This window comes from Listeria cossartiae subsp. cossartiae (assembly GCF_014224155.1).
GTDB lineage: Bacteria > Bacillota > Bacilli > Lactobacillales > Listeriaceae > Listeria > Listeria cossartiae.
On the sequence record NZ_JAASUI010000004.1, the window covers coordinates 140091 to 160728 of the forward strand.

At 37.1% G+C, this 20638-nt stretch carries 20 protein-coding genes; 3 read left to right on the top strand and 17 right to left on the bottom strand.

Annotated elements, in window-relative coordinates:
- Nucleotides 1-34 precede the first annotated feature (34 nt).
- The 10 genes from ftsX to degU form a co-directional block, all read right to left on the bottom strand.
- A complete protein-coding gene (gene ftsX, locus HCJ30_RS12075) occupies nt 35-919 on the bottom strand; it encodes a permease-like cell division protein FtsX (protein WP_185392346.1) in 885 nt (294 codons plus the stop codon).
- The gene (ftsE, locus tag HCJ30_RS12080) at nt 909-1595 is read right to left on the bottom strand and encodes a cell division ATP-binding protein FtsE (RefSeq protein WP_185392347.1); all 687 of its coding nucleotides are present in this window, start codon (nt 1593-1595) and stop codon (nt 909-911) included. The genes ftsX and ftsE overlap by 11 nt, the downstream gene beginning before the upstream one ends.
- A gap of 503 nt (nt 1596-2098) precedes the next feature.
- A complete protein-coding gene (locus tag HCJ30_RS12085) occupies nt 2099-2962 on the bottom strand; it encodes a YitT family protein (RefSeq protein WP_185392348.1) in 864 nt (287 codons plus the stop codon).
- A 5-nt stretch (nt 2963-2967) separates the two neighbouring features.
- Nucleotides 2968-4069, bottom strand: a protein-coding gene (gene prfB / locus HCJ30_RS12090) for a peptide chain release factor 2 (RefSeq protein WP_115848561.1) whose coding sequence is annotated in 2 segments (ribosomal slippage) — nt 2968-3996 and nt 3998-4069 — 1101 coding nt in all. Because the reading frame shifts where the segments join, the coding sequence is not laid out codon by codon here.
- An 84-nt stretch (nt 4070-4153) separates the two neighbouring features.
- The gene (gene secA / locus HCJ30_RS12095) at nt 4154-6667 is read right to left on the bottom strand and encodes a preprotein translocase subunit SecA (RefSeq protein ID WP_185392349.1); all 2514 of its coding nucleotides are present in this window, start codon (nt 6665-6667) and stop codon (nt 4154-4156) included.
- Between the two features lie 229 nt (nt 6668-6896).
- Nucleotides 6897-7460 carry a ribosome hibernation-promoting factor, HPF/YfiA family gene (hpf, locus tag HCJ30_RS12100; protein ID WP_003722643.1) on the bottom strand — a complete coding sequence of 188 codons (564 nt, stop codon included), beginning with the start codon at nt 7458-7460 and terminating at the stop codon, nt 6897-6899.
- 194 nt (nt 7461-7654) lie between these two features.
- Complete coding sequence (locus HCJ30_RS12105; RefSeq protein WP_185392350.1) at nt 7655-8311, bottom strand: ComF family protein; 657 nt, start codon at nt 8309-8311, stop codon at nt 7655-7657.
- On the bottom strand, nt 8304-9623 hold the full coding sequence (locus tag HCJ30_RS12110; RefSeq protein ID WP_185392351.1) for an ATP-dependent helicase ComFA: 1320 nt from the start codon (nt 9621-9623) through the stop codon (nt 8304-8306). The genes HCJ30_RS12105 and HCJ30_RS12110 overlap by 8 nt, the downstream gene beginning before the upstream one ends.
- 197 nt (nt 9624-9820) lie before the next feature.
- Nucleotides 9821-10672, bottom strand: coding sequence for a fatty acid kinase binding subunit FakB (fakB, locus tag HCJ30_RS12115; protein WP_185392352.1), 852 nt, complete (start codon nt 10670-10672; stop codon nt 9821-9823).
- A gap of 20 nt (nt 10673-10692) precedes the next feature.
- Nucleotides 10693-11379 (bottom strand): two-component system response regulator DegU, encoded by a 687-nt coding sequence (degU, locus tag HCJ30_RS12120; protein ID WP_003722647.1) that lies wholly within the window; start codon nt 11377-11379, stop codon nt 10693-10695.
- Nucleotides 11380-11763: 384 nt separating this feature from the next.
- Here degU and HCJ30_RS12125 point away from each other — a divergent pair, with 384 nt between their 5' ends.
- The 3 genes from HCJ30_RS12125 (at nt 11764) to HCJ30_RS12135 (ending at nt 14180) form a co-directional block, all read left to right on the top strand.
- Nucleotides 11764-12399, top strand: a complete 636-nt coding sequence (locus HCJ30_RS12125; protein ID WP_185392353.1) for a YigZ family protein — start codon at nt 11764-11766, stop codon at nt 12397-12399.
- A gap of 1 nt (nt 12400) precedes the next feature.
- Nucleotides 12401-12946, top strand: a complete 546-nt coding sequence (locus tag HCJ30_RS12130) for a GNAT family N-acetyltransferase (RefSeq protein ID WP_185392354.1) — start codon at nt 12401-12403, stop codon at nt 12944-12946.
- Nucleotides 12947-13121: 175 nt separating this feature from the next.
- On the top strand, nt 13122-14180 hold the full coding sequence (locus HCJ30_RS12135; protein ID WP_185392355.1) for an LCP family protein: 1059 nt from the start codon (nt 13122-13124) through the stop codon (nt 14178-14180).
- Nucleotides 14181-14218: 38 nt separating this feature from the next.
- Here HCJ30_RS12135 and HCJ30_RS12140 read toward each other — a convergent pair whose 3' ends face one another.
- From HCJ30_RS12140 to mreB, 7 genes are all read right to left on the bottom strand, one after another.
- The gene (locus HCJ30_RS12140; protein ID WP_185392356.1) at nt 14219-15271 is read right to left on the bottom strand and encodes a glycosyltransferase family 4 protein; all 1053 of its coding nucleotides are present in this window, start codon (nt 15269-15271) and stop codon (nt 14219-14221) included.
- 7 nt (nt 15272-15278) lie between these two features.
- A complete protein-coding gene (gene menC, locus HCJ30_RS12145; protein WP_185392357.1) occupies nt 15279-16403 on the bottom strand; it encodes an o-succinylbenzoate synthase in 1125 nt (374 codons plus the stop codon).
- A complete protein-coding gene (locus tag HCJ30_RS12150) occupies nt 16404-17138 on the bottom strand; it encodes a WecB/TagA/CpsF family glycosyltransferase (RefSeq protein ID WP_185392358.1) in 735 nt (244 codons plus the stop codon). It lies immediately after the preceding gene.
- 126 nt (nt 17139-17264) lie between these two features.
- On the bottom strand, nt 17265-18092 hold the full coding sequence (locus tag HCJ30_RS12155) for a 3D domain-containing protein (RefSeq protein ID WP_185392359.1): 828 nt from the start codon (nt 18090-18092) through the stop codon (nt 17265-17267).
- Between the two features lie 389 nt (nt 18093-18481).
- Nucleotides 18482-18847 (bottom strand): single-stranded DNA-binding protein, encoded by a 366-nt coding sequence (locus tag HCJ30_RS12160; RefSeq protein WP_185392360.1) that lies wholly within the window; start codon nt 18845-18847, stop codon nt 18482-18484.
- Nucleotides 18848-19099: 252 nt separating this feature from the next.
- On the bottom strand, nt 19100-19534 hold the full coding sequence (gene fabZ / locus HCJ30_RS12165; RefSeq protein ID WP_008948763.1) for a 3-hydroxyacyl-ACP dehydratase FabZ: 435 nt from the start codon (nt 19532-19534) through the stop codon (nt 19100-19102).
- Between the two features lie 21 nt (nt 19535-19555).
- Complete coding sequence (gene mreB / locus HCJ30_RS12170; protein WP_185392361.1) at nt 19556-20551, bottom strand: rod shape-determining protein MreB; 996 nt, start codon at nt 20549-20551, stop codon at nt 19556-19558.
- Between the last annotated feature and the right edge of the window lie 87 nt (nt 20552-20638).

A 20638-nucleotide genomic window follows, 5' to 3' on the forward strand; every position in this document is an offset into this window, starting at 1 on the left:
ATTATTTTTATTTCGATTTGAGTAATTTTCTTTGTTAAACTTTCAAGAATCTGCGGATAGATATTACGCTTCCCCAAATCCCGATTAGTACGCCGATTGCAATAATCAAGCCACTAATTTGATAGGCAAATGGTGTTGGTGGTAGAAGTGATAGTGAGCTAGTCACTAACTTCGGATTGATTAAGTTGTAAATGTTAACATAACCTATGAATGTTAACACAACCGGTACAATCGAGCCAATTAATCCCAGCCAAGCTCCTTCTAAAACGAAAGGCCAGCGTATGAACCAGTTGGTCGCTCCTACTAATTTCATTATTTCTATTTCTCTACGACGGGAGAAAATGGCAATCTTGATTGTGTTTGATATTAAGAACATTGCTGTTAGTAATAAACCAATGCTTAGTATAATACCAGCATATCGGCCCCATTTCAAGGTATCAAACAATTTGTCGACTGTTTTCTCGCCATACTCTACATTATCTACGTACTGTAATTTTTCTATTTTTTTAGCAATTTCCTTCGTTTGTGTCGGCTCTTTAGCTTCTACAACGAAGACGTCATATAGTGGATTATCTTGTTTAAACAATTCGAAGTTTTTGCCGTACGCGCCAACTAATTTCTTCAATTCGTCATCCTTAGAAGAAAAGCTGACACTATCAACTCCATCAATCTTCTCAATGTTTTTCTCAAGTTCTTGCTGCTGTTTCTTGTCTGCGCTTAGAGAAATATGTACGTTAATTTGTACATTGTTTTCTACATCTGTTGCAAGCTTGTTCATGTTGATCAATATTGCAAAAAACACGCTGACTAAGATAAGTGTTACTGTTACTGCACTCGCTGCTGCAAAGGTCATCCAACCATTCCGGTAAAGGCTCTTAAAACTTTCTCTTATATGTCTTCCTACAGTCCTAAATTTCATAGCCATATTCTCCTTGCTGCTCATCTCGAACAATTCTTCCATTCTCGATAGCGACTACCCGGTGTTTCAATGTGTTAACAATTTCTTTGTTGTGGGTTGCCATCACGATGGTTGTTCCGCGATTGCTTATTTCTTCAAGGATGTTCATGATTTCCCATGAAGTATCAGGATCCAGGTTACCGGTCGGTTCATCTGCTATTAATACTTTAGGCATATTCGCAATCGAACGGGCAATGGATATCCGCTGTTGCTCACCACCGGAAAGTTCATCCGGCAACATTCTTACTTTATGCTTGAGGTTGACTAAATCAAGTACTTCCATAACACGTTCTTTAATTATGGATGGTTCTGTTTCAACCACTTCCATCGCATAAGCAATGTTTTCGTAAACTGTTTTGCTTTGAAGTAATTTGTAATCTTGGAATACCACGCCTACGTTACGACGAAGATATGGGATTTCACGATTTTTCATATTAATCAAATCAAATTTGTCTACGATGATTTTACCTTTTGTCGCTCGTTCTTCTCTGTAAATCATTTTGATGAAGGTAGATTTACCAGCACCACTCGGACCTACTACATAAACAAATTCCCCTTCGCCAATGCTAATGTTAAGACCATTAGCAGCTGTTATGCCGTTAGGGTATTTCTTATAAACATCTTCCATTAATATCATTTTATCACCTTACTATGCCTTTCTGCTGAGTTACATTTTAGGTAATGCATGGTAACCATGAAGATGAGCTGTTTGCAGGTACGAATCTAAACTCACAACATAAGCTTAATTATACCATGACAGTTTTTCATCTATAGGTTAATTGCATTACAATTATATTTCAGGGTGTGACAATATCACGATTATTGTAATAGGAAATACAATTTCTACGTTAATTTATAATTTAAATTTGCTTTTTGATTTGTCCCCATTGAGACAAAATAAAAAAGAACCGCATTGGTCTTTTCTACTGCTAACATTGTAACTTGTTTTTACCCTAATTAACATTACAGGTACATTAAAAATCATTACAGTTCGTGCTACCGGAATAGACCAATTCAACTAAAATAGCCCAAAGTCTACAACTAGGCTAAACTTGTTTGTCATATAATTGTCAAAAACCAGCCCTAAAACCTCAAAAAAAGTACCATTTCCTGACTAAAAAGTGCGGAAATGGTACTTTTTTATGACGTGAAACCTTCCCCCATTACTTCGCTGGCGCTCATTACGACAACAAAAGCCTCGGGATCAATCTCTTTTATAACTTCTTTTAACCTTGAAAACTCACTTTGAGCGATAACACATAACAAAATTTGCTTGTCATCTTCCGTGTAGCCACCTTTTGCGGAAAGGCGCGTAATCCCACGATCAATTTTAAATAAAATTGCTTGGCGAATTGATTCTTGATTCTCTGAAATGATAAAGACCGTTTTCGACTGATTAAGGCCAACTTGAACCAAATCAATCGTTTTACTTGTTGCAAAAAGCCCGACAAGCGCATAAAGTCCAGATTCAATATCAAAAACAAACATCGCCGAAATAACAACAAAACCGTCAATTAATGCTACACAAATCCCTAATGTTAAATGGGAATATTTATGCAAAATTTGCGCCGCTACATCGGTACCACCAGTGGAAGCTTTGCCGCGGAAAACGATACCGAGCCCCATTCCCACTAGTACACCACCAAATAGTGCAGCGACTAATGGTTCATGTGTCCACGGTTCTAAACCTTGTGTTAAGTACACAAAAAACGGCAAAAGCATCGTGCCGACAAACGTTTTTAAACCAAATTGATAACCTAAAAAGAATAATCCTGCTAGAAATAAAGGGATATTAAATGCCCACTGAATAAAAGCAGGGTTCCAACCAGTTAAATAATTAATAATCGTACTTATCCCGCTCACGCCGCCAGAAGCAACATGATTTGGGAGAAGCAGGACGTTGAAGGCTAGTGCAATTAGCGCTGCACCAATAATGACATAAACATACTCAATTAATTTAGAAACAATTGGGGATAATGGTTGTTTCTTTCTTTTATTTACCATAAGTTCTATCCAATCCTAGAACGCAAATATGCATTGATAAAGTCGTCTAAATCTCCATCCATTACCGCTTGAATATTACCGGTTTCGTAATTTGTGCGATGATCTTTCACCATGGAGTAAGGGTGGAAAACATAGGAACGAATTTGGCTTCCCCAACCAATTTCTTTTTGTTCTCCACGAATTTCTGCTAGCTCGCGTTCTTTTTCTTCTTGTTCTTTTTGATATAGCTTTGTTTTTAACATTTTCATTGCTTGTTCACGGTTTTTAAGCTGCGAACGTTCTGATTGACACGTTACGACAATCCCGGATGGAATATGCGTCATCCGAACAGCGGAGTCAGTTGTATTAATATGCTGACCACCAGCACCTGTTGCGCGGTACGTATCAATTTTCAAGTCTTCTGTACGAACTTCGATTTCGATATCGTCATCTAATTCCGGCATTACATCTACAGAAACAAACGATGTATGGCGTCTACCCGATGAGTCAAACGGCGAAATACGAACAAGACGATGCACGCCTTTTTCTGCTTTTAAGTAGCCATACGCATTGTGGCCTTTGATAAGTAGAGTCACACTCTTAATTCCAGCTTCGTCTCCTGCTTGGTAATCCAGCATTTCCACTTTAAAGCCTTTTTTCTCAGACCAGCGTTGGTACATACGTAATAACATTGAGCCCCAGTCTTGTGATTCTGTACCACCAGCACCTGGATGAAGTTCTAAAATAGCATTATTTTTGTCATATGGATCACTAAGCATTAGTTTTAATTCAAACTCGCTAATTGTCGCCATGTAGGCTTTAATATCTTTTTCTAGCTCTGCTTGCAAGTCTTCATCTGCTTCTTCTTTTAAAAGTTCCAAACTAATTTCCATGCTTTCTTGTTCTTCTTCCAGTGCATGGAACGCTTGGTATGTTTCTTTATATCCATTGGATTCATTAATTACTTTTTGCGCTGCTTGTTGGTCGTTCCAAAAATTCGGGTCCAACATTTGGTCTTCTAACTCAGCAATTCGAACTTCCATGCTGTCTAAGTCAAAGAGACCCCCTAAAGTCTTTGATTTGCTGTGCTGTTTTTTCTAGTTCATTACGAATTTCTGCTAATTCCATTCTAATTCCACCTTTTTTGAATTTACTTACAAACTTTCATAGCAAAAAGCGCCGTCTTGCAGGCGCTTTTTAAATTGTTTCAATCTATGCTTCTTTACCATGACAATTTTTATATTTTTTGCCGCTACCACAAGGACATGGATCGTTACGTCCAATATGTTGGTCTTTGCGGATTGGTTGGCGTTTCGCTTCTGGTTTACCTTCAGCAGGATTGACCGCTTCCCCTTTTGCAACTTGCTCACGCTCAAGGTTTTGGCGAATTTCTGCTTTCATGATATAACGCGCCACGTCTTCATCGATGGAAGATACCATCGCTTCGAACATTTCGAAACCTTCTGATTGATACTCACGAAGCGGATCAATTTGACCATAAGCACGTAAATGAATACCATCACGTAAATGATCCATTGCATCAATATGATCAACCCATTTAGTATCAACAACACGAAGCAGAACTACTTTTTCAAATTCATTGAACTCTTCTGGAGGTAGTAATGTTTCTTTTTCGTCGTACGCTGCTTTAATTTTATCTAAAATTAGGTTTTGAATATCTTCGCTTGTTCTATTTTGTAAATCTTCTAGTGTGATTGTGCCTTCAGGAAGTAAGTTCGCGTCAACATAATCAACAATTCCTTGTAAGTTCCACGCTTCTTCTGGTTCGTGACTTGAAGCATTGCCCGAAACGATAAAGTTCACTGTACGTTGAATCATTTGTTCAATAATTTCACGCAAGCTGTTTTCCGCATTAATTACTTCATAGCGTTGTTTATAGATAACTTCCCGTTGTTGGCGAAGTACATCATCATATTGTAAAACTTGTTTCCGGGAATCAAAGTTATTTCCTTCTACACGTCTTTGTGCTGACTCAACTGCACGACTTACCATTTTACTTTGGATAGCATCTTCTGCCATACCAAAGCGTTCCATCATCGACTTCATGTTATCAGAACCAAAGCGGCGCATCAGTTCATCTTCCATAGAAAGATAAAACTGTGTCACACCTGGGTCCCCTTGACGACCAGAACGACCACGCAACTGGTTATCAATACGACGAGATTCATGGCGTTCCGTACCAATAACGGCTAAACCACCTGCTTCAATCGTACCTTCACCAAGTTTGATATCCGTACCACGACCGGCCATATTGGTTGCGATTGTTACCGCACCACGTTCACCAGCATTTTTAATGATATCAGCTTCGCGTTCGTGTTGTTTCGCGTTCAAGACATCATGCTTAATTCCTTTACGTTTTAATTTGCTAGAAATAAGCTCAGACGTTTCAATTGCAACAGTACCAACAAGTACAGGTTGGCCTTTCGCATGACGCTCTGCAATATCTTCTACCACTGCGTTGAATTTCGCTTCAATCGTAGTAAAGATTAAATCAGGGCGATCATCACGAATAATCACTTTATTTGTTGGGATTTCAATTACGCGCATATTGTAAATATCACGGAATTCTTCTTCTTCCGTTTTTGCTGTACCAGTCATACCGGCAAGTTTTTTATACATACGGAAATAGTTTTGGAAGGTAATTGTTGCCATTGTTTTGGATTCGTTTTGGATCGTTACGCCTTCTTTTGCTTCAAGTGCTTGGTGTAATCCCTCACTGAAACGACGGCCTTTCATAATACGACCAGTAAATTGGTCAACGATTAACACTTCATCATCTTGAGCCACATAGTCAACATCTAAGCTCATTGTATAGTTAGCTTTCAACGCTTGAGCAATATGGTGCAAAATAACGGTATTTTCTAAATCGAAAAGGTTATCTACATCAAAGTAGTTTTCCCCTTTTGTCATCCCATCTTCGGTTAGTTGAACAGATTTTGTTTTAATATCAACTGTATAATCTTCCTCTTCTGTAAGCGTACGAACAAACGTATTTGCGCGCACATATAGAATAGTGGATTTCTCAGCTTCTCCAGAAATAATTAACGGCGTTCTCGCTTCATCGACCAAAATAGAATCGACTTCATCGATAACCGCAAACGCTAGCGGACGTTGTACCATTTCTTCTTTGTAAACGACCATGTTATCACGTAAGTAGTCAAATCCTAATTCATTATTTGTGCTATACGTAATATCACATGCATAAGCTTCACGTTTTTCTGTGCTCGATAAAGCATTTAAGTTAAGCCCTACAGAAAGCCCTAGGAAATTATATAAAACACCCATTTCTTCTGCATCACGATGAGCCAAGTACTCATTGACCGTAACAACATGCACACCTTCACCAGAAAGCGCGTTTAAATAAACTGGCAATGTCGCTGTTAACGTTTTACCTTCACCAGTTTTCATTTCGGCAATGTTACCTTCGTGTAAAACAATCCCACCCATTAATTGAACTTTAAATGGATATAGGCCGAGTGCACGTTTCGCACCTTCTCTGGCAACCGCAAAAGCTTCTACCAATAAGTCATCTAGCGTTTCACCTTTTTGAACACGTTCTTTAAACTCTACTGTTTTTTCGCGTAGAGCATCATCCGAAAGAGCCGCAGTTTCATCTGCTAAAGCAATAATTTCATCTGCTTTTCTCTCCAAATATTTAACATCTTTTTTTCCTGATTCAAAAATCTTTTTCAATAGTCCAGCCATTTAAATTCTCCTCTACTGTTTTCGCTGTCATCGCGCAGTTTCATCTATAATAACTTTCAGGAATTATCTTCGCTTAAATATACAAACTAATTCTATCACTTATTAACTAAAATATACAACTGGTTATCTCTTTTTAGTCAATAAAATTATCAAAATGCCATAAATCCTTCACCTAAATGTAAAAAAATGGAGGCCAAGATTGGCCCCCACCTGTAATTATAATTTTAAATTAGTTTGTTTCAATTAAACCATACTTGCCATCTTTACGGGAATAAACAATATTCGTACCGTTTGTTTCCGCATCCGTATACACGTAGAAACTATGTCCTAACAAGTTCATTTGTAAAACAGCTTCTTCACTATCCATTGGTTTCAATGAAAATTGTTTTGTTCTTACAATTTCAAGATCAAAATCTCCCTCATTTTCTTCTGGTGGTGTGCTGCCGTTCACATCTGAATAAGCAAAATAGTCTCTTTCAGCGCCTTTATCACGGAACTTGCGGTTTACTTTTGTTTTATGTTTGCGAATTTGTCTTTCTAATTTATCTACAATTAAGTCGATGCTAGCATATAAATCTCCACTTGTTTCTTCTGCACGTAGCACAAGATTTGGGAGCGGAATGGTCACTTCAACTTTCGCATTTTTATCGGAATATACTTTTAAATTAACATGAACGTTAGCGTCTGGAGTTTCTGTAAAGTATCGTTCTAATTTATCGATTTTCTTTTCAACGTAATCTCGAATCGGTTCCGTTACTTCAATATTTTCACCACGAATGTTGTACTTAAGCATAGCAATTCCTCCTTTGAAATAAAACAAAATAACGATAAAGAAGAGTATTCTTCTTACCCTTAGTCTACGTGAAAACGATATGTTTTGCAAACATTTGCACAAAGAGCTAAGAAGCTTACATTCACTTATCTTTATTTAGTATTTTATTCCACTAATCCCGCTTCCGCAAACCTCTTTTAGGAGATAAATATCGACTATCTGAATATTGTTAGAGCGCTTACCTTTTCCACCCCTGCTTCTTTTAAAATTTGCGCCGCCAAGTTGAGTGTACTTCCTGTGGTATAAATATCATCAAATAATAGTACCTTACGTACCTCGCAAACTGCTTTTCCCGAAAAGTAAAATACTTGTTCTGCCGCCAATCGTTCTTTTTTGTTTTTTTTAGATTGCTTTTCTGTATGTTTTTTGGCTAGAATTTCCTCATATAAAATATCGGATTGCTTTAAAATGGCGGTTGTTTGATTAAATCCGCGTTCTAATTTACGAGTTTTACTTACCGGGATAGGAACTATTTTCTGGTTTTTCCCTGCTAAAAGTTTTTTTAATTCGCTTTTGAAAATGGCTCCAATTTCATAATCACCTTGAAATTTAAATTTTTTCATATATTCTTTGGCAAAATCATTGTAGCGGTAAATGGATTTATTACTATCAAAAAAATGATCTCGGTCTTGGCAATCTTCGCAAACTGGTTCTGCTGACTCTTTACCACAAAATGTACAGAGTGAACCTGCCAATTTTTCAAATCCAGCTAAGCAAATTTTGCAACAAATAGGCGGACTATGGAACAACCAACTTAATTCCCAACTGGCGGTCTGTTTAACTGGCTGCGCGCAGAGCAAACAATTATTCATCTAGCATCCCTTCCAGCACTCCTAGTTGGTTCATTTTTTTAATATGAGCAATGGCTCGCTTCATTTCCATCGTTTGACCATAATGAAAAAAACAAACATCACCTGTTGGATGCGAGATTTTCCGCCCCGCTCTTCCTGAGATTTGAACTAATGCTGCTTCTGTAAAAATTCGTCCTTCACTGCCAAATACAGCTACTTGGACATCAGTAAAAGTAACGCCTCTTTCTAAAATGGTTGTTGTTAGAAGCAACTTAATCTTTCCTTCGCGCAGCCATTCTACTTTCTCTTTACGGAGCTCATCTGCCGAATGAACTGTCACAGGTCTAATAAAACCGTTTGCTTCAAGGGCCTCCGCAAATTGATTCATTGCCTCGATTTCTGGAAAGAAGATTAAAGCAGGCTGATTTTTCATTTCTACATTTTTAATCCAGTTAATTAGCTTGGGCGAGATTTCCCCTTTCGCTAAATTCTTTTTCCACGGACCAATCCAACAAGTTCTCGGTACAGGTAGTTTCTTCCTATGATAACGTCCGGGGATTTTCACGAAATTGCGTTTTCCGGCTTCGCATTCTTCTTGCCACTTCTTTTCTGGCGTGGCAGTAATTATTATTGTAGAGCCTTCTTTTGTTCTAGCTTTCCTAACAGCGTATTCTAAAAATGGATCTTTCGCATAAGGAAAAGCATCCACTTCATCAATAAAAATAACTTGGAATGTTTCATAAAAACGAATGAGCTGATGCGTCGTAGCGATTACAAATTGCTCTCCTTGATAATTGTCGTTCGAATCTCCATATAAACAAATAACATTCTGGGCAGGAAAAACTTCTTGCAAGCGAGGATGAAGTTCTAAGCAAACATCAACTCTAGGAGAAGCCAGACAAATTCTAAATCCTTGCCTCAAAGCCCAGTCCATTCCTTCAAACATCATTTCCGTTTTCCCAGATCCAGCAACTGCCCACAAGAGCATATCCTTCTTTTCTATTAAACTGGTAACCACCGCGTCAGACGCTTTTCGTTGTCCTGGCGATAAAATCCCCGACCAATTCAACAATGAGTCTTCTGTTTCCGGCAATAGTTTAGATTGTTGATAATATAATTTTTGACAACTATTTACTCGTCCCATAACAATACAATTTCGACAATACATGCAATCATCTTTCTCGCATGATGCGCAGGACATTTTACCAAATAAATGCCGATTTGTATTTCCACAGCGAAAGCATTTATTGTTTGAAATTGCCGCCACCTCGGCTAATCCTACTGTCGATTCTATTTCGCGTTCTTGATATAACCTACCCGGGAAAATGTCCATCTGTATTCACCTCCCCTTAGTTATACATCATTTAGTTTTTTCTTGCAGAAGTGAATTTCTTATTTTCGAGTATGTATTCACCAGTAAAACGGCATTTTCCCCCTAGAGAAAAACTAGCCTTTCTACCACCTCAAACGACTGAAAAAGCAATTTTACCCTATACGAAAAAAATCTCCAGCTAAAAGCCGGAGATTTTTTTATTTTATTGACCAAGTTAATCCAAGAGCACCTTCGCCTAAGTGAGTTCCGATAACCGGGCCAAAATAGCTCAATTCGAATATTACTTCTGGAAATTTCGCTTCTAAATGGGCCAGCCACGCTTCACCTTTTTCTGGGTCGTTTCCGTGAATAACGTAAGCTTTTTCTGCCGTTTTGTTTTGAATAGCTGTTTGCAGAATATCTTCAATACGTTTTAGTGCTTTCTTTTGCGTTCTTACTTTTTCAAATAAGACAATTTGTTTATCATCAAAATGGAGAATCGGCTTGATTTGAAGCAAGCTACCAACAAGTGCTTGGGCTCCGTTCAAACGACCTCCGCGTTGGAGATTATTTAAATCATCTACCATAAAATAAGCATTTTGCGCTTGTTTTATTTTATCTAATTCTTGGATAATTTCATCTAATGGTTTATTTGCTAAAGCCATTTCAGCTGCTTTCACAGCAAACATTCCTTGTGCCATACAAGAAAGTTCTGAATCATAAGCAACTACATTGAGCCCTTCAATTAGCTCTCCCGCTGAAGCTGCATTTTGAAAAGTACCACTAATTCCACTTGATAGATGAATACTGACTACTGTATCAAAACCTTGTTCTTTCAGCGATTCAAATAATTGAATGAATTCTCCTGGGGCAGGTTGAGAGGACGTTGGAAAACTTTCGGCTTCTTTTACTTTTTGGTAAAAATCGGCCGCAGATAACTCCTCACCTTCGCGATAAGATTTCCCATCAATTATTACAGAAAGTGGCACGACATGAATTCGTAGCTGCTCTTTCACTTCATCTGGCAAATAAGTTGTGCTGTCAGTAACCACTGCTATTTTTTCGTTCATATAGTCCCCCTGAAATTTCTTTAGCGAATGTATACCCAGCCGTGCTTAATTGCCGTTACCACCGCTTGAGTCCTATCATTCACTTTCATTTTTTGTAAAATACTACTTACATGGTTTTTTACTGTTTTTTCACTGATGAAAAGTGTTTCCCCAATTCCGCGGTTACTTTTTCCATCGGTAAGAAGTTGTAATACCTCGCACTCTCTATGTGTTAAGATGTGTAATGGCATTTTCACTTCTGGTTGTTGATAGCCGTATACGCCTTGCGAAGTGTTTGTACTTGCTAAATGGCGGTATTCGCGAATTAATTTAATCGCTACACGCGGATGAATATACGCGCCTCCATTATCAACAATTTTAACTGCTTCTACAAGTTCATGCGCGTCCATTTCTTTTAATAAATAGCCGACTGCTCCAGCTCTGAGTGCCTCTGTTACATATTCATCTGTGTCATGAATAGTCAAAACGATTACTTTAATACTAGGAAATTGACGTACTAACATTTCTGTTGCGTCAAGTCCGTTCACAGTAGGCATATTAATATCCATTAAAACAATATCTGGTTTATATTCGCGAACTTTTGCTACGATATTTTTACCATTTTCAGCTTCCGCTACGACCTCAAAAGAATCTTCCAACTCTAAAATTCGCTTGATACCTTCGCGAAACAACTGATGATCATCTACAATCATGATTTTGAGTGCCATAATGACTACTCCTCCTTCACTTATCTAATTTCACCAAGCCTCTTTGCAATCGAAAACATCAACCTTTTTAAGTAGCAAAACCGCTTAACCTTATAATCCCTGCCATCAAATTGGCAAATAAACATTTCTCTTTTAAGTACTATTTACTCAAACTTACCTATTTTCAATACAAACCTTCTCTTAATTATACTGCATAGTCTCAGAAAATTACTCCTATATGCCTATAAAAAACAATTGAAAACCAGTCTAAAGTAATAGTAGTTTTTATTATAACACGAATTTGCCGTCACTTCACCCACCGCACTTAGAAAAATATCTATACAATCGCTTTGCTTTCGGATAAAATAAAAGCAGGCTGAATGCATCAACTTATGGAGGTTCCTTATGTTGGATCATTATTTAACCATCCATAGCGATGGAAAACACGAAATAATTATTGAAAAATCTCGCTTTATTTGCCATATTAAGCGAGTGACAACAGAATTTGAAGCACAAACATTCATTCAAGCAATCAAAAAAGAGCACCGCGATGCTACCCATAATTGTTCTGCCTATATAATAGGAGAAAATGACCAATTTCAAAAAGCACATGATGACGGAGAACCAAGCGGAACAGCTGGCGTCCCCATGTTAGAAGTTTTAAAAAAGAAATCTTTAAAAAATGTAGCTGTCGTAGTAACTCGTTATTTTGGTGGAACAAAACTAGGCGCTGGTGGTCTAGTTCGCGCTTACGGTAGTGCTGTTAGCGAAGCCATCCAAACAATCGGCATGGTCGAATGTAAACTAGCCACTATTGTCGAATGCTCTTTCGCCTATCCATTGCTCGGAAAAATCGAAAATGCGCTTGAACAAAAAGCATATCAAATCGATCGTAAAGAATTCACTGAAAAAGTGGTGCTCCATGTATTTGTCGATAACGACGAACTACAAGATTTTTTTCACTGGATTACAGAAATTGCCAATGGTCAACTTGAATATAAAGAAGGACCACAAAAATATAGAGAAAAGGATGTCACTTAGCATGTCCACAAACATATTTTTCCAATTACCAGCTACTATTTCTACCGAACGAACTACTTTAAGAAAAACATCGCTTGCTGATGCCTCTACCTTATTTGATATTTGGTCTGACAATGAGGTAGCTCAGTTTATGAACATCGAGAAGTTTTCGACCATTCTCCAAGCCGAGGAAATGATTCAAGCAATCGAAAATGAACCTAATGCTTGTAGATATACGATTTTTACGACTAATGATTCTTTACATGCTATCGGTTCACTCGGAATTAATGATATTAATAAAAAGAACCAAACAGTCGAAATTGGATACGAACTTGCAAAAAGTCATTGGCGTCAAGGTCTTATGTTTGAAATTTTGACACATTTTTTTACTACAATAAAACCACATCTTCCATATAAAATGATTACAGCTAAAGTTCTTCCCGAAAATATTGCCTCTATAAAACTATTGAAAAAGCTAGGTTTTGAGCTAAGTACAACTGGGCAAGAATTGGATTTGCATTCCGGTAAAGTTTGTGAAATCAGTAATTATCAAATGCTACTAAAATAGTACAAATATTACATTTTTGAAAGATATCATCTTTTTTGTATTTTTTTCTAAATAATTTCTGTATAATAACATCAAAGTTTAAAAATTAAAGAAACCGTAAATCGGGCGTAACATTCTTTAGTTCAACAAATGCTACAATAAAACTTAGAAAAGTGACTATAAGGAGAATTAATATATGAGTAAAGGCACTGATGATAGCCGAAGAAGCAGCAAGAAGTACAAACGTAGACGAAAAATTTTATTCTGGATTCTAATTCCTGTGATGTGTTTAGTCCTTGCAGGTGTCGGATATGGCACTTATCTTTTTAGCAAGACGAAACTCGCAGCAGACAACTCTTATGATAATGTGAGGAACGGAAAAGCCTCCACACTTCGAACAAATGACGTTGAACCTATTAAAGACAGTTTTTCTATTTTAATTATTGGTGTTGATACAAGTACAACACGTGCAGCCAACGGGAATCCCCGAAGCGACTCATTGATCTTAGCAACTTTTAATGTTAAAGATGCACGTGTAGAAATGACAAGTATCCCTCGTGATTCATATGTTCATATTGAAGATTCCGCCAAAGAAATTGATAAGTACACAAAAATCAATGCAGCACACGCTTATGGTGGTCCAGAACTTACGATGAAAACTGTAGAAGAAGAATTCAAAATTCCAATCGATTATTATGTTCGTTTCGACTTTGATGCCTTCCTTAAAATTATTGATGCTTTAGATGGTATTGATGTAGATGTTCCAGTTAATTTCACGGAACAAGATTCTAAAGATAACGCTAATGCAATCACACTGAAAAAAGGTCCACAACACCTTAACGCTGAACAAGCTTTAGCACTAGCTCGTACTAGACACATCGATAGCGATATCGAACGTGGTAAACGACAACAATTAATCATTAAATCTATTGTAAGTGAAGCAACATCTGTTTCTTCTGTAAGTAAATATTCCGATATCATTGAAGTTGTTGGCGATAACATGAAAACCAACTTAACTTTCAATCAAATGCTTTCTATCGCAAAATTTGGAATGACTAATACTATTGATATTAAATCCCTCAACTTAAAAGGGGACAGCAACCCAATGGATGGCATTTATTACTACAAACTTAATGAAAGCTCTGTCCAAAGTATTTCCAACGAATTTGCCGATGAACTTGGAATTAAACAACCATTCCCTGGCGCAACACCATATGCCGATGAAAGTTCTAGCAAAACAAGCAGTTCTAACTAAAACAAAAACCAACAACTAATAATTAGTTGTTGGTTTTTTTATTTTCGTTTTCGATGTATCTTTTGTAGTAAATTAAGAATTGGCCGGTAATCTTCCCCAATCAATCCAATAAATTCAACAATAATTTCAATACTAAAGATTAATAATAAAAGTAATAGCATCGCTCCCCAAGCTGTGGAAAACGAAAAAACAAATCCTGTCATTGAAAATAAAAGTGCCATACAATAAATTAATAATACCGTCTGTTTCTCTGTAAAACCAAGCGCCATTAATCTATGGTGAATATGCGACCGATCTGCTGAAGAGATTGGCATCCGTTCTTTTAATCGCCTTACAATCGCAAAAAAAGTATCTGATAAAGGTACTCCCAAAATAATAAGTGGCACTAATAGCGAAATAAAAGTAACATTTTTAAAGCCCATAAGCGATAAAACAGCAATCATATAACCGAGAAACAGCGCCCCCGTATCCCCCATAAAAATACTAGCTGGAGGAAAATTATAAATCAAGAATGCCGCAACTGCCGCAGCAAGAATTAACGCAACTGGAGCAACAAAGGCATCTTTTAAAAGCAAAGCCATACCTGCAATCGTCATTAACGCAATAATAGAAATACCGCCTGCAAGACCATCTAACCCATCAATTAAGTTCAACGCATTCACAATTGCCACAATCCATATAATCGATAACGGAATCGCAAAATACCCAAAATCCAATTGTCCATAAAAAGGAACGTTAATAAAATTAATGGTAATATCTCCCCAAACAGTTACGCATAGAGCAGCTAAAATCTGTCCGAGCATTTTCCATTTTGGCGATAAATCAAATATATCATCAATAAAACCTGTAGTGATAATAATTAAAGCCCCGAAATAAATAGGCAGAAAACCAGATTTATCTATTGGTGCTAAGAGCATTCCTACCGAAAAACTTATAAAAATAGCTAATCCACCTAAAGTGGCTGTTGTCTTCGTATGTTTGTGCCTTTCACGCGGCGTATCTACCGCATTAATTCGAAAAGCAAATTTCCTTATTATCGGCACCATAATGATACCAACTGCAAAGCTAATCAATATACTCCATATTAGCAATATTTTTTCAGCTCCATCCTTTATTTAGCAAAATTTCTTCTGTTGAAATAGTATATTTTTGTAACACGTCAAAATCCAACGTCACTCCAATACCTTGGTTAACAGGTACATGAAGTTTACCTTGAGTTAGCGTAAAAGCTGGCGAAACAATATCTTCGTTAAAATAACGATCTGATGCAGAAATATCTCCTGGGAAAACAAATTCTTCTCTAGCAGCTAGCGCGATATTATGCGCTCTACCAATCCCAGCTTCTAGCATCCCGCCACACCAGACAAGTAAATGATTATCCTTGCAATATTCAGCTATCCTGAGCGCCTCAGACATACCTCCAACGCGCGCTAATTTTAAATTAACCGCCTGACAGCTACCTAACATATGCGCCTGTCTTACATCAGCTAGCGACCTAATATTTTCATCCAAACAAATCCGCGTTTTTAATTGTTTTTGCAACCAAGCGTGATCCACAAAATCTTTAGTTCCAAATGGCTGCTCAATCATTTCTAAATTGTATTGATCTAATTCCTTTAACAGAAACAAATCTTCTCTATTATACGCTGAATTCGCATCCGCCATCAAGCTTAGATTTGGAAATTTTTTGCGAACAGCAGCTACAAATGGAATATCTTTGTGCGGAGCGATTTTTAATTTCACTCTTTCATAACCTTCATCCACGTAACGCTCAACTAATTGAACTAATGCTCCCACGTCCTGCTGCAAACCAACACTGACACCAACGGCAATCGAACGGTTTGTCGCGCCAATCATTTCAGCTAAAGAACGCTGCTCACTCTTTGCAAAAGCATCCCAAACAGCAAGCTCAACAGCCGCTTTCGCCATTTCATTTCCTTGAATCCAACTAAATAGCTGATGCACTTCTTCCGGATTACGAATCTCTTTTCGCACAAGAAGTGGAAGCAAATGCTGCTTAACAATAGAAATAGCAGTGTCTAAGGTTTCTTCCGTATAATCAGGTAACGGAAAAGCTTCCAACTCCCCGTATCCGCATATCCCGTCCTCATTCACCAGCTCAATAATATAAAAATCTTTACTTTTCAATTCCCCATAACTCGTCTTAAAAGGGGCAATGAGCGGCAGTTCTGCATGAATTAGCCTTGCTTTTTGAAAATACATTTACTCACCCTTTTTCAAACGCTTGCGCTCTTTTCGAATAACAAGCATAAATTGAGGTATTGCAAAAAAACGTCTCCAGCGAGAAGGATTAGAAAGCAGCCTGTACACCCATTCTAATTTTAATTTTATCCATATTTTTGGAGCGCGCTTCACATTATCCGTTAAAACATCAAAGCTTCCTCCTACACCAATAAAAATACCTTTAGTAAAATTGGCCATCTGAGATAAAATCCATTTTTCTTGCGCAGGCGAACCTAACGCAACAAAGATTACATCTGGCTCTGCCGCAGCTATTACCTTAGCGATTGCTTCACTTTCTAACGCATCAAAATAACCATGATGCACTCCACAAACGATAGCTTGCGGATACTTTTCGTGTACTTTTGCTTCGACCGATTCACTAACTTCCGGTTTCGCACCTAGAAAATAACAGCGCAGCGGCTTATTCAATAAACCAACCATCGTATCATAACCAGTCACACGTTCTTTTAAAGGCTCTCCAAGTTTTTCAGAAGCCATTATAATTCCAATGCCATCAGGAACAATATAATCAGCTTGCCGCAAAATACCCTCGAACTCTTTATCCGTCCGAGCATGCATAACAATTTCCGGATTAGCCGTAACTACAAATCGCCGCTCCTCATTTTGCGTTGCTTTATATAGCTCCTCCACAAATCCTGCTTGCGTCGTATTATAAAAAGGTATATTTAAAATTGAAATTTCCTGCTTTTTCATATGTATCTCCTAAAAAACTTTATTATGTATAAGTTTATCATAAAATAAGGGCGCTTCCTATTTTTAATCTACAAAAAAGACTGTAAACAGCATAATGCCATTTACAGTCTTTCGATATGGAACAAATTAATCTAAAATTTGTACTTTAACTTGTTTTACGCCCCAGTTATTAACTTCTTGTACTGAGTTTAAATGTACATCAATTTTATTTCCTTTAATCGCGCCACCAGTATCGGCTGCAATTGCTTGTCCGTATCCTTCAACATATACTTTTGATCCTAAAGGAATAACAGATGGATCGACCGCAATAACCCGTGGATTATCATTTAAATCAATACCAGTTGCTGTCATATGGCTCAAGCCAGGCTCAGCTTTACTATATGCAGTTGCCGTTACTGTAATCTCTTTTGAAACATTCCCTTGAGCTGCGGAAGAGTTAGAAGAGCTGTTGGAAGATGCTTCATTAGATGAAGTTGATTTTTGAGTTGCTGGTGCTGCTTTTTCTTCTTTTGGTTGTTCGGTTACTTTATTGCTGGAATTATCTGCTGTTGTATTATTTTCATTTGATGCCGCATTATTACCAACAGATAATTTTTGACCGACTATAATTAAGTCAGAAGAAAGATTATTCCATGATTTTAATTGGTTAACTGTTACGCCATAATTTAAAGCGATATGGCTAAGTGTGTCTCCAGCAACAACTGTATATTTGGAATCATTGCTAGTAGTGGCTTTTTCTTCCCCACTATTTACTTGTAGTGTTTGATTTGGAAAAATCAAGTTAGAGCTTAAATTGTTGTCTTCTTTTAATTGTTTTATAGAAACATTATTTTCATTTGATATTTTCCAAAGCGAATCACCATCTTGCACTTTATACTCAGCCGCAAAAGCTTGAGTTGAACCAGATCCTGCAATAATTAAACCAGCCGCAATGGCTACTACTGTTTTTTTCATGTACTTATTTTCCCTCCTTGATAACTTTCGAGAACAATCGTACCATACGAAACTAGTAGCTTGGTTACTAAAAAATTAAGCATGTATGACATGGCTTCAAATAGTATCCGTTTTCCTGCAATATTTGTAAATTGCCATTATTGTCTGATTTTTATTGGGTCTGGCTCTATTTCTGGGGGATTCAAGTTATCCTAGCTTGCAGTTGTGGTTCAGAAGCTCACTAATATCATTTAGGATAGTTCAATAAGTGAATAAAACTATTTTGTTTCACCGAATTGGAAAATTTTTCCATTACAAATAGAAAGTAAAATCGTCCTTATTTGCGGTTTTTTCATCCATTTTCTCTAAAATTCATGATGAAATAGAGCTCTTTATAACAAAGTATTACATCATTCTTCGTCTTCCTGAGGGATATTCACTACGTTTTCTTCTTTATTGCGGCTTGATAAATATCTAATCTGATGAACTAATACCTCGGTAATATAGATTTTTTGCTCTTCTTTATTTAAATAATTCCGCGATTGTAATTCACCGACAATACCAACTAATTGACCTTTACTGCAAAATTCCGCCGTTGCTTCTGCTCTTTTGCCCCAAATAACACATTGAATAAAATCAGCATCACTTTCTACTCGTTTATTTTTACCGAAACGGTTCAAAGCGAGGGTTAAGTTCAACACAGCTCGGTCTTCCGTGGTCCATTTCAATTCTGGTTCTTTCGTTAATCGCCCTACTAAAGTTACTTGATTAATCATCTAATCGCCTCTTTCTTTTGGTGTATAGCGATTATATTGGATAAAAATTTCTTTGTAAAATAGCTAAAACTGCATTTTCACTAGGTATAGAGCAACGAAAAGGGTATTTTTGCCTAACAGAAAAATACGTTTTCCCGGGGGTATTTTACTCTAAAACATCATTTTAGTACTTTGTAACTTTTTTAAACCCATGCTATTCTGAGTACATGAAAAAAAGCACCAAAACCCATTTGGGCTTCAGTGCTAATCTTTTTATTTTGGTACATCTGATAAAGCAAACATAATTTCCGCTTCACAAACCAAATCGCCTTCTACGGTCGCTTTCACTTTTGCTTTTGCAATCGCGCCTCTCATGCGAGTGATTTCAGCTTCAAGTAATAATTGGTCACCTGGGACAACTTGACGTTTAAAACGACAACCATCAATCCCAGCAAACAAACCAATTTTCCCTTTGTTAGCTTCACTTTGCATCATTGCAATTCCACTTGTTTGAGCTAATGCTTCTACAATTAGTACACCCGGCATAACCGGATACTCTGGAAAATGCCCATTAAAGAATTCTTCGTTTGCCGTTACATTCTTTATAGCAGTAACTTTTTTGCCTTCTTCAACAGAAATAACTCTATCTACTAATAAAAATGGATAACGATGAGGTAAGATTTCTTTGATTTTTTTAATATCTAACATATACATCCCCCAAATTCAACTTTAGAATTTATTACGTTTTTTATTTGTAAGTGAGTCAAGTAAAATGCCAGTACCAAGAGCTACCACATCTAAAGGATTCTCAGTAATTAAGACCGGAACTTTTAATTGTTCAGACATTAATTCATCTAAACCATGTAGTAAAGATCCGCCACCAGTCATGATAATTCCTCTGTCAATAATATCCGCTGAAAGTTCTGGAGGTGTTTGCTCCAATACTTGTCTAGCAGCTAGTACCATTAAGTGTAATGAATCGTGAATCGCTTCTTCTACTTCAGAACTTGTAATCGAAATTGTTTTAGGTAAACCACTTACTAAATCTCTACCACGAATTTCCATTTTTTCTTCTTTAGCACCTTGGGAAGCAGTACCGATTGTTACTTTAATATTTTCAGCAGTTCTTTCACCAATAAGTACGTTATATTTACGTTTAACATAATTTAAAATATCGGCATCCCATTTGTTACCAGCAACTTTTACTGATTGACTAGTTACGATATCACCCATGGATAATACAGCAACATCTGCAGTACCTCCACCGATATCAATAATCATGTTACCAGAAGGCTCAAAAATATCCATGCCGGCACCAATAGCAGCAACTTTAGGTTCTTCTTCTAGGAATACTTGTTTTCCACCACTTTTTTCAGCAACTTCTCGAATGGCTTTTTGCTCGACTGAAGTAATATTCGTTGGACAACAAATTAAAATACGCGGCCGTGAAAAAAAGGTTTTTAAATTTAACTTTTGTATAAAGAAACGCAGCATCTCTTGAACAATATCAAAATCAGCAATAACCCCATCTTTCATAGGCTTAATTGCCGTAATGTCTCCTGGCGTTCTACCAACCATATCTCTTGCTTCTGATCCAACGGCTAGAACTTGCCCTGTCTTATTGTTCACAGCGACAACTGCAGGTTCGTTTACAACGATTCCTCTTCCTTTAACATGAATTAATACATTGGCTGTACCTAAATCGATACCAACATCTTTTGCCATTTATACTTTAACTCCTTTCGTGGTGTGCACCTAATTTTACATCTCATTTTGAATTATAGCATAATTTATCTAAGGCTGGAATGTATA